Below are 9734 nucleotides of genomic sequence, written 5' to 3'. Positions count from 1 at the left end.
GTACAAGGACTACACCGCCAAGGCCAAGGCCGGCAATGCGCTGTCGTCGGCCGACACTGCCAAAGCGGCCGTGGCGCTGTGCGCACAGGAAGAAGGTGGCCTCTCGACGTGCAATACGGCTGGCGTTCTGAACGCCTACAAGTTCACGGCGACCGCCGAAGTCGCCTCGCTGACGATTAAGGGCGATGGCGTAATCGAGTTGACGTTCAACCCCGCGTCCAAGGTCGGCACCGACCTGGGCGACAAGACCATCACTTTCACACCTGACCTGGGTAACTCCAGCGTCGTTTGGAAGGCGACCACTACCGTGACCGCTCCGGTGCTGGTTGCCGCGATCCAAAAGAACAACACTTAATCTAGCGTTGTTCAACAAAAAGGGGCCTCGTGCCCCTTTTTTGCGTTCCTGCAGCGGTGATTCATTGACCTGCCCATCGCTGTTGTCGGTCCAAACCCAGACATCCCATACGGTCCTGCCATGCATCACAGAGATTGGGGCGCCAAGCTGACSGCGCTTTGGTTTGGCGGCGGTCTGCTGGTGTTCATTCTCGTGATGCCGTTTTATTCGGCATTCACCGTGTCTGCGCACAATGCCGCGCGACTGGCGCAGGTCCCCTTGTTCCTGCTCGCAACGATCTTCCTGCTCGCTGGTGGCCGCGCGCGTTGGGCGCGCGCGAACCTTATCAAGGTTGCTGGCCTGATGGTGCTGATGCTGATATCCGCACTTCATGCCCATCAGCCGGCGGCGGCCTTCAGAGAGCTTTCGCTGTCCTTTTCGCTGTTCTTCCTGACGTTTGCCATAGCTGCTCTTCAAGAAGAAGTCGGGATGGAGAAGATCCTCCTTGCCATCGTCTCGTCGTGGCTGCTCTACGAGATCTTCTTCCTGTTGGCATGGAGTGCCAGCGCTCTCAATGGCGGTGTGGGCAACTTCTGGCTGATGGTTCCAGGCTTCGACAACCCGCGCTTCCTGAACCACGCCCAAACTCCAGCGCTGCCCCTTTTGATTGGCATCGCGAGCGACCGGAACAATTCCGTCAAGCTCAGGCGTTTTGGCTGGATTTCCGCCACCCTCAGCATCGCCATCCTGATTGGCCTGGCATCGCGGGCGAGCAGTGTCGCCCTGATGATCAGTGCGCTGGCGGTTGCCATCCTCTTTCGCCGACGGGGGGCAATCTACTTGAAGGGCGCCCTGATATCGTTGCTATCGGCATTGGTTTTCTACTTTTGCGTCTTCTACGCCCTGCCGCTACAGCTTGACGCAGCGGTGATGACGGCGCAGCACAGCGCGAATGACATGGTCAGCGATCATTCGCGCTTGTTTTTGTGGAAGATCGCCTTCGCGCAATTGGTCAATTCACCGTGGCTGGGCGTTGGCCCAATGCACTTTTCAGACTATGTCAATTTGCGTGGCGCCCATCCCCACAACATATACATCCAGGTTCTTGCTGAATATGGATTGCCGACGGCATTGCTGATATTTGGCTGGCTGCTGCATTTGCTGTGGAAAGRCATCGTGAGGCGACAGGCTTCCAAGTATGAGCTCAGCGTGGTTGATGTTTCGGTTGTGGCGGCTGTCATTGCCTTGGCTATCGACGGCTTTTTCTCCGGCAACTTCGTGATGCCGGTGTCACAGGTGTGGATATGCATCGCAGTCGCGCTGTTTGCGCGCGGTTCGGCGGCGGGCTCGGAGCCTGCACACGCAGCGCAGCAAGTAATACCGATGGCAGGCCGTCTCGTCATCTTTTCGTTCCTCATTTTTCAGGTCTGGTTTGCGTACCCGACCATCAAGGAATATGAAATGCCGCGCCCGACACTTGGGCTGCGCGCCCCATCCCCCGAATCTGAACCCAACAACCCGCGCTTCTGGCTCGACGGTTGGCTGTGAGGAGGCCTTCAAGCGTTCAAAATTCCATTCAAGTGCGTCTCTCGCAATAGCCCTGTCCCCGCGCGTGACATCCACTTCCGCCATGCCTTCCCCCCTTCTGTTGCTCCGTAGTGTGACGTTCGCTGCAGCCCGATGAGATTCCGGACATATGGAGCGCGGCCCTGCTGACCAAGCTGCTCAACGCCGATGACAACAGCGCGCTCTACACGGACTACGTGCTCGATGAGGCCATCGCCATGCTTGCCGAGACCGGTGCGGCCGCCAAGCTGCTCTATGCCGCCGATCATGGCGAGTCGATGTTCGACGGCAGTTGCGGCCGAGGTGGGCACGGTTTCGCCGCGGAAACCAACTACCGCGTCCCCATGGTGATCTGGGCCTCACCCGCATGGCGCGCCGCGCGCCCGGATGCGTTGGCCGCCATGGAATCGCACGCCAGCGCGCCTGTGAGTACCCTGTCCATTTTCGCGACGATGACTGGCTTGGCTGGCTTCGACACCGCGCTGCCCAACGCTCATGCCGACCTGAGCAGCGGGCGCTTGCGGCCCTCGAAGCGGCTCAACACGCACTTCGGTGACTTCGATCTCGATGTCAAGGGCAAGTCCTGCTCGACCCACTGACCGGCATCGGCGCATGGTGGCACTCGATGCGGTTTGTCTTTTCCCAATACCCCTTGCGCCCATGTCGCTAGACGCAAACCCTGCCACCGCAAACCGTGGTTCGCGTCCGCGCCTCGCGGTCGCCGAGTGAGAAATGTGTTGACGCCAAAAAGCCACCGGCTCATCTGGATGCTTGCGGTGAACTGGGCGCTGCTGCTGGCGCCGCCCATCGTGCTGGCCTGCGCGAGCGACATCGGCAAGTTCGGGCCCTGGGCGCCCATCTACAGCGTGACGCTGTCTGCACTGACGCTGGTGCTGCCAATGCTGCTGGTGCAAAGCTGGCGTTCACTGTTCCTGCTGCACCTGCCCCTGTTGTGCCTGTCGCCCCTTTTTGTCTGGTACGTGCTGAATTTTTCGGCCCCACCCGACGAAAACGCCTTCGCGGTTCTGCTGACAAGTTCGCGCGCGGAGTTCGGCAGCTTCGTGAGCCTATTCCACCTGCAGTTGCCCCTGTTGCTCTGCACAGGCGCGGTTGCGCTGTATGCGGCTATCGCCGCCAGCCTCGGGAGGCGGCCTATCCCGGCTGGCCTGCGTCGTGCCACCCGATGGCTGGCCTTGCCCATGCTGGCCCTTCTGCTGTGCATGCCCTCGCGAAGCTCGCGAGGCCTCGACGTCGACATGGGCGAAAACGCGCACAGCTACCTGACGTCCAGCTATCCGCTGGGCGGCCTCATCAGCGTGATCGGCGGGCTCGAAGGCAACGCCCAGGCCTGGGGATTCTTCGAACAACACGAGCCGTACAACGCCCGAGCGACTTTCTCCAGCGATGCGCCGCGCACGCACATCCTTGTCATCGGGGAGTCGGCCCGGGCCGACCGCTTTCATTTGCTGGGCTATCGGCGCCAGACCACGCCGGAGCTGGAGCGCCTGGACGGCCTGCTGGCCTTCACGCGCACCTACTCGACCAGCAATCTGACCTCGCTGGCTGTGCCGATGCTGATGACCGGAAGCGCGCCTGCCAGCTATTCGCCGCAGGCCATCCGCGGCAATCTGGTCGACCTGGCCAACGAAGCCGGCTACTTCACAGCCTGGCTGTCCAACCAGAGCATGGCGCTCTACAAGATCTTCCGGCCGCGACCACAGGTGTGGCGCCAGCCCGTCGACACGGACAACTGGGGCGACACCCATCCCACACCGGACGACGTGCTGCTCGCGCCACTGGATGACGTGCTGAAGAACGACAGTCCGCACAAGTTCATCGTGGTGCATACCTATGGCAGCCATTGGGACTACCTGCTGCGCCTGCCCGACGACGGCTTCTATTTTTCAGGCCGGGACCGCCAATCGGTGGCGGCCGCCATGAAGACCGATCTATCCGGCCGTGTCGCGGCGGATGTCTACGACGACACGATCCTGCGCACCGACTTCGTGCTGAGCCAGATCATTCAGCGCGCGTCGCGCCTCCCGGGCGAGGTCACCGTGACCTACATCCCCGATCATGGCGAGGCATTGATGGCCATGGAAGGCCGCGTCACACACGGGTTCAAAGAATTCAACGTCAGTGAAGTCCATATCCCGCTGCTGTTCTGGGCCAACGCTAAATTCAGGGCGGCCCACGCCGCACAGTGGCAAGCCTTGCAGGCGCACAGGGAACACGTCGTCAGCCAGGACGCGATCTTCCACACCGCCGCGTCTGTGCTTGGTATCGAGTTCCCCGCCCAGGACGCGAGCCGCGACCTGACGTCCAAGGCCTTCCGCCCCATGCCGATCCGGCAAGTTCAGTTCCGCATCGCAGGCACCGCGGAGAGGCGGCGACTGCCAGACGCCCTCGACTGGCCCCTGGCTTGCAAGGCGCTCGAGGCTTGCAACTGAGCAGCAGGCCACTTTTCGGCCTCAATCGTGTACACCACTGCGGCCATTTTGACGACTCCAACCGGGGCGCCTGGCAGCGCAGACCATCCTGAATGGCGCTACCGAGCGTGTCGCCCCATGCCATCATGCGCGCCCATGTCGTCCCAGACCACCGCCTCCGCCGACGCTAGTGCCGACGCCGCGCCGCTCGGCCTCGTTCTCGCCGCCGCGCTGCCACCGCTGCTGGCCTTCAACCAGACGCCTGCGGCCACGCTCTACAACCAGTTGCTGGCGCTTGCCGGCTGGGGGCTGGCCCTGGTGCTGTGGGCCCCTTCCACGCCAGGCTGGCGCGCCGGGCTGAAGAGTCCCGCCGCCATGGCGCTGGCGCTGCTGCTGGCCGCGCCGATGAGCTCCGTCGTGTGGCGCACGCTGCCGCCGTCGCTGGGCCTGAGCGCCACCGCCGTCATCGGCGCCGGCCTGGCCGTGCTGCTCGTGGCACAGGGGCTGTCGCACAAGTCCCGCCAGCTCGCCGCTGAGRCCTTCTGCTGGGGCCTGCTGGTCACGGGCCTTTTGACGGTCGTCGTCTGCATCGTGCAGGTCTTCCTGCCGGCAGTCGCCGATGGCAACTTCATCGCACGCTCCGGCGTGGTGGGCAGCGCGGTGGGCAATCTGCGCCAGCCCAACCACCTGGCCAGCCTGATGATGTGGTCGTCCATCGCCGCCGTCTTCATCACCGAGAAGCGCGGCTGGCGGATGGCATTGGCGCCGCTGCTGTTTGCCTTCACCTTCACTGTCGTGTTGAGCGCCTCGCGCACCGGCTATGCCGGCATCGCGTTGCTGGCCGTGTGGGGCGTGGTGGACCGAAAGCTGTCGCGCAGTGCCCGGCTGTGCCTGCTGGCCACGCCGCTGATGCTGGGCGTCAGCTGGTGGGGCATGTCGCTCTGGTCGGCCGAAAGCGGCCATGCCTTCCGCGCAGCCTCACGCCTATCGGAAGGCGCGGGCTCGCCGTCGCGACTGGCCATCCTGCGTGACGCCTGGGCTCTGACGAAGGCCAACCCGCTGCTGGGAGTTGGCTGGGGGGAATTCAACTTCGCTTGGAGCCTGACGTCCTTCCCGAACCGGMCCATCGCCTTCTTCGACCACACCCACAACATCGCGTCGCAGCTCGCCGTTGAGCTGGGACTGCCCTGGGCGGGCGCCGTGCTGCTGCTGCTGGCCTGGGCGCTGTGGAAGGCGTGGCGCAGTCCCTCCGAGAAGGTGGAAGACACGCCGCTGCGCCGCATGGCGCTGATGATCGTGCTGACCATCGCCCTGCACAGCCTGGTCGAGTACCCGCTCTGGTACGCCTATTTCCTGTTGCCGGCCTGCTTTGCACTTGGCCTCGCTCTCCCTGCCGAAGCGCCGGAAAAGCCGGCGGGCGCCATGCCCTGGCGGATGATCGGCGGCCTGCTGATTGCCGGCAGCGCCTTCGCGGTGTGGGACTACCAGCGCGTCGTCGCCATCTACACGCCCAGTGAGGATGCCATGCCGCTGGGCGCTCGCATCGCCGATGGCCAGCGCTCGCTATTCTTCAACCACCAGGCCGACTACGCGGCCGCCACCAGCCAACCCCCTGGGCCGCTCGCGCTGGAGGCTGCACGCCGCACGGCCTTCAATCTGATCGACGCGCGGTTGCTGATGCACTGGTCGCAATCGCTGGACAAGACCGGTGACCAGGAAGGCGCGCGCTTCCTCGCCGACCGCCTGCGCGAGTTCCRCAATCCGACCGGGGACAACTGGTTCGCCAACTGCGAGATCGCCGCCTCGGCGCCGACCATGCCGCAATGCCAGCCGGCATCGGGCGTCATCGACTGGCGGACGCTACGCTGAAGGCACCGGAGAATCAGCGGCGCGCCAGTCGCCGCTCTTGCCGCCCTGCTTCTGCAGCACCCGCACGTTGCCGATGACCATGCCGCGGTCCGCGGCCTTGCACATGTCGTAGATGGTCAGCAGGCCGACCTGCACGGCGCACAGCGCCTCCATCTCGACGCCGGTGCGGCCCAGCGTCTCGACCTGGGCGCGGCACAGCACGCGGCCGCCGGCTTCGTCCAGATCGAAGTCCACCGCAACGCGAGTGATCGGCAGCGGGTGACACAGTGGCACAAGGTCGGCGCAGCGCTTTGCGCCCTGGATCGCCGCGATGCGTGCCACGCCCAGCACATCGCCCTTCTTGGCCGTGCCGCTGGCGATCAATGCAAAGGTCGCCGGCTGCATGCGAATCTCGCCTGCGGCGACGGCGACACGGTGGGTCTCGGCCTTGGCCGACACGTCCACCATATGGGCCTGGCCCTGGGCGTCGAAGTGAGTCAGCGGGGTCGACATACCAAGAAACATTCAGGAAACCGAGTTGCAGGCATCATAGACAGCCGGCTCCCGCCGGCCGGAGTCTCTGTTCGATGAAGAAGTCACCCGCCTCCCGCGCCCTGCTGACCCTGCTTGCGGCCGCCTGCCTCATCACCACCAGCCCGATCCGGGCCCAGGTCAACCTGCCCGCCCTGGGTGACTCGGTCTCGCAGGATCTCGATGTCGTTGCCGAGCGGCAACTCGGTGAGCGCTACATGCGCATGATCCGCATCGACCCCGCGTGTGTGCAGGACCCCATCCTGCAGGAGTACATGGCCGGCATCTTCGAGCCGCTGGTGGCCGCGTCGCGCAAACTCGGCCATATCGGCGAAGACATCCAGACCCGCTTCGCCTGGGAAAGCTTCCTCGTCGAGGACAAGAGCGTCAACGCTTTCGCGCTGCCGGGCGGCTTCGTTGGCACCCACTTGGGGCTCATCGCGATGACGGTGTCACGCGACGAACTGGCCTCGGTGCTGGCGCACGAGATCTCGCACGTGACGCAGCGCCACATTGCACGCCGCATTGCCGGTGACTCCAAGAACAGCATGGTCGCCATCGCGGGCCTGCTGCTGGGCGTGCTGGCCGCGTCGCGCGGCAACATCGACCTGGCCAATGCCGGCATCGTCGGCGGCCAGGCGGCGGCCACGCAGCTGTCGCTGAACTTCTCGCGCGACATGGAGCGCGAGGCCGACCGCGTCGGCTTCAACGTGCTCGTCGAGGCCGGTTTCGCGGGCAGCGGCATGGTCAGCATGTTCGAGCGCATGGAGCAGGCCTATCACCTGATGGACAACGGCGCCTTCCCGTACCTGCGCTCCCATCCGCTGACGAGTGAGCGCATCGGCGACGCACGCACGCGCCTGGCCCTCGAACCTTTCGCGCGCCCGCGGGGCCTCGCCGAGCATGCGCTGATGGCAGCGCGTTCGCGTGTGCTGATGGACCCCCGCGTCGAGGCCTGGAAGGTACTGGAGAACTACGACGCCGGCGCCCGCAACATCCGCGAGAGCGGCGGCTACGAACAGCTCGGGRCGCGCTATGCCGCGGCGCTGGCGTCCATCAAGCTGCGCAACTTCGACCGCGCAGAGGCCACGCTGCGCAGTGCGGAGGTGACGTTGGAGCTCGTCAACCCCAGCCCCGCCGAGACGGTGGCCGCCAGGCGGCAACTGACCTATCTGCGTGCCGAGCTCGCGCAGGCCCGCGGCCGCCCGATGGAGGGCACCGCCGCGCTGGACACGCTGTCAGGCGAGAAATCCCGCCCCATGCTGATGCAGCGCGTGGGCCTGGCGCTGGCGGCCGGCCCGGGGTCGCCGACCCTGCGCGAGGCCGCGGATGCACTGCAGACCCATGTCAGCCTGGAGCCGCGGGACTCCCTGGCCTGGGCCCAGCTCGCACTGATCTGGCAGAAGCTGGGCCAGCCGCTGCGGGCCGTGCGGGCCCAGGCCGAGGTGCATGCCGCCGCCGGCGACTTGAACGGTGCCATCGACCGCATGCGCTCAGGCCTGCGCCAGTCACGCGGGCCGGATGCCGACCAGGTCGAAGCCTCCGTCATCGACGCCCGGCTGCGCGCCCTGGTCTATGAGCGCCAGTCGCTCCTGGGCGAGATGTACCGCGGCCGCTACATCCCGCCGGACGTCGAACTGCCAAATTAAGCGGCCTGCAAACGCTGCTCTTCCTGGTACAGCGCGAACTCCTCGCGCAGCGCCCGTGCCACCGCCTCGCGCTGGCCGATGCGGCGGTGATAGACCTTGACCGCGGGCCATCCGCCCAAGTCCACGCCGGCATAGGGCGCCCAGTTCAATACGACGGCGAGGTAGATGTCGGCGATGCCATAGCTGCCCTCCAGGTATTCGTGCTGCTGCAGATGAGCTTGCAGGACGCCCAGGCGCAGCGCCGCCTTGTCCATCGAATAGGCCTTCACGTCGGCGCTGGCCTTGGGATCGAGCAGCGGCACGAAGACGGCCTTGTGCAGTTCGGTGCCGATGAAGCCCAGCCATTGCCGCACACGGGCGCGCGCATCGGCTTCGGCGGGCAGCAGGCCCGCCGCCGGGAAGGCCTCGGCCAGATATTGCAGCACCGCGGCGTTCTCGTTCAGCAGCCAGCCCTCGGGGGTGCGCAGCGCCGGCACCTGCCCCATCGGGTTGACCTGCCAGTAGTCGCGGCCGTCCAGCGTGCGCTTGGCCTTGCCGTCCACCTGCGTGAAGCGCGCATCGGCACCTACTTCATACAGCACGGTGCGGCTCGCCAGCGAACAGGCCATGGGGGAAAAGAACAGCTCCATCAAGATCTCCAACAGTGTTTTTGTACTGTATTGAATAGAATTCACTGCCGTCAATGAATTTCATGCGCCGTGGTACAAAAATCTGAAGATGAGGCCAAGCCAACCCCGCGCCCTCGCGGGCGGCCACGCAGCTTCGACACCGAGGCCACGCTCGCGCAGGCCACGCTGGCCTTCTGGCAGCGCGGCTATGCAGCGACGTCGTTGGATGACCTGAGCCATGCCACCGGCCTGAACCGGCCCAGCCTGTATGGCGCCTTCGGGGACAAGCACGCCCTCTATCTGCTGGCGCTGCGCCTGTATACCGAGCAATCCAATGCCGCCATCGCCGCGGCGTTGGCGGACCGTTCGCTGCGCGATGGCCTGCTGCGCGTCTACGAGTTGGCGCTGCAGCTCTACTACCCGCCCGACGAGGCCGCGCGGGGTTGCCTGCTGATTGGCACGGCGGCCACCGAGGCGCCGCGGGACGAAGCCATTCGCCAGCAGCTCGGCGATTCGCTGCGCGGTTTCAACACCGCTTTCGAGGCGCGTCTGCAGCGGGCAGTGACCGACGGCGAGCTGCCGCCCGGCACCGATGTGGCGATGCGCGCCCAGCTCGCATCGGCGGTGCTGCATTCGATGGCACTGCGCGCCCGCGCTGGCGATGCGCGCGAGGACTTGGCCGGCTTCGCGGCGGCCAGCCTGGACTTCGTCTGCCGCTGAGTTTTCAGTTTGCGGGCCGAGCGCTGGGCCGCTCCCGAGCCGGCCCGCT

Annotated in this window: 9 protein-coding genes; 7 read left to right on the top strand and 2 right to left on the bottom strand. The window is 65.5% G+C overall.

Annotation, left to right across the window (positions count from 1 at the left end):
* The 5 genes from AC1DU6_RS11770 to AC1DU6_RS11750 all read left to right on the top strand — a co-directional run.
* Positions 1–355: pilin (locus AC1DU6_RS11770; RefSeq protein WP_477857364.1), on the top strand; the 355-nt coding region annotated here is incomplete at its 5' end.
* Between the two features lie 120 nt (positions 356–475).
* Positions 476–1882, top strand: coding sequence for an O-antigen ligase family protein (locus tag AC1DU6_RS11765; protein WP_477857362.1), 1407 nt, complete (start codon positions 476–478; stop codon positions 1880–1882).
* 122 nt (positions 1883–2004) lie between these two features.
* Positions 2005–2499, top strand: coding sequence for a sulfatase-like hydrolase/transferase (locus AC1DU6_RS11760; RefSeq protein ID WP_457322987.1), 495 nt, complete (start codon positions 2005–2007; stop codon positions 2497–2499).
* A gap of 177 nt (positions 2500–2676) precedes the next feature.
* On the top strand, positions 2677–4350 hold the full coding sequence (locus AC1DU6_RS11755) for a phosphoethanolamine transferase (protein WP_477857361.1): 1674 nt from the start codon (positions 2677–2679) through the stop codon (positions 4348–4350).
* Between the two features lie 135 nt (positions 4351–4485).
* The gene (locus AC1DU6_RS11750; RefSeq protein ID WP_477857359.1) at positions 4486–6198 is read left to right on the top strand and encodes a PglL family O-oligosaccharyltransferase; all 1713 of its coding nucleotides are present in this window, start codon (positions 4486–4488) and stop codon (positions 6196–6198) included.
* On the opposite strand, the gene moaC is transcribed toward AC1DU6_RS11750, so the two are convergent.
* On the bottom strand, positions 6190–6690 hold the full coding sequence (gene moaC / locus AC1DU6_RS11745) for a cyclic pyranopterin monophosphate synthase MoaC (RefSeq protein WP_457322983.1): 501 nt from the start codon (positions 6688–6690) through the stop codon (positions 6190–6192). The two genes, AC1DU6_RS11750 and moaC, sit on opposite strands and share 9 nt — an antisense overlap.
* 74 nt (positions 6691–6764) lie before the next feature.
* Between moaC and AC1DU6_RS11740 the strand changes: the two genes are divergently transcribed.
* Positions 6765–8357: a M48 family metalloprotease gene (locus AC1DU6_RS11740; protein ID WP_477857357.1), complete on the top strand. Its 1593-nt coding sequence runs from the start codon at positions 6765–6767 to the stop codon at positions 8355–8357.
* Here AC1DU6_RS11740 and AC1DU6_RS11735 read toward each other — a convergent pair.
* Positions 8354–8986 (bottom strand): glutathione binding-like protein, encoded by a 633-nt coding sequence (locus AC1DU6_RS11735; protein ID WP_457322981.1) that lies wholly within the window; start codon positions 8984–8986, stop codon positions 8354–8356. The two genes, AC1DU6_RS11740 and AC1DU6_RS11735, sit on opposite strands and share 4 nt — an antisense overlap.
* A 69-nt stretch (positions 8987–9055) precedes the next feature.
* On the opposite strand from AC1DU6_RS11735, the gene AC1DU6_RS11730 reads away from it, so the two are divergent.
* Positions 9056–9685, top strand: coding sequence for a TetR/AcrR family transcriptional regulator (locus AC1DU6_RS11730; RefSeq protein WP_457322980.1), 630 nt, complete (start codon positions 9056–9058; stop codon positions 9683–9685).
* The last annotated feature ends 49 nt before the right edge of the window (positions 9686–9734 follow it).

This window comes from Roseateles sp. P5_B10 (genome assembly GCF_056400485.1).
This window is presented reverse-complemented; position numbering and strand designations above follow the sequence as displayed.

Bases quoted from the DNA above. Each gene is read 5' to 3' on its own strand.
- moaC (WP_457322983.1), bottom strand. From the start codon at position 6,690: ATGTCGACCCCGCTGACTCACTTCGACGCCCAGGGCCAGGCCCATATG.
- AC1DU6_RS11735 (WP_457322981.1), bottom strand. From the start codon at position 8,986: ATGGAGCTGTTCTTTTCCCCCATGGCCTGTTCGCTGGCGAGCCGCACC.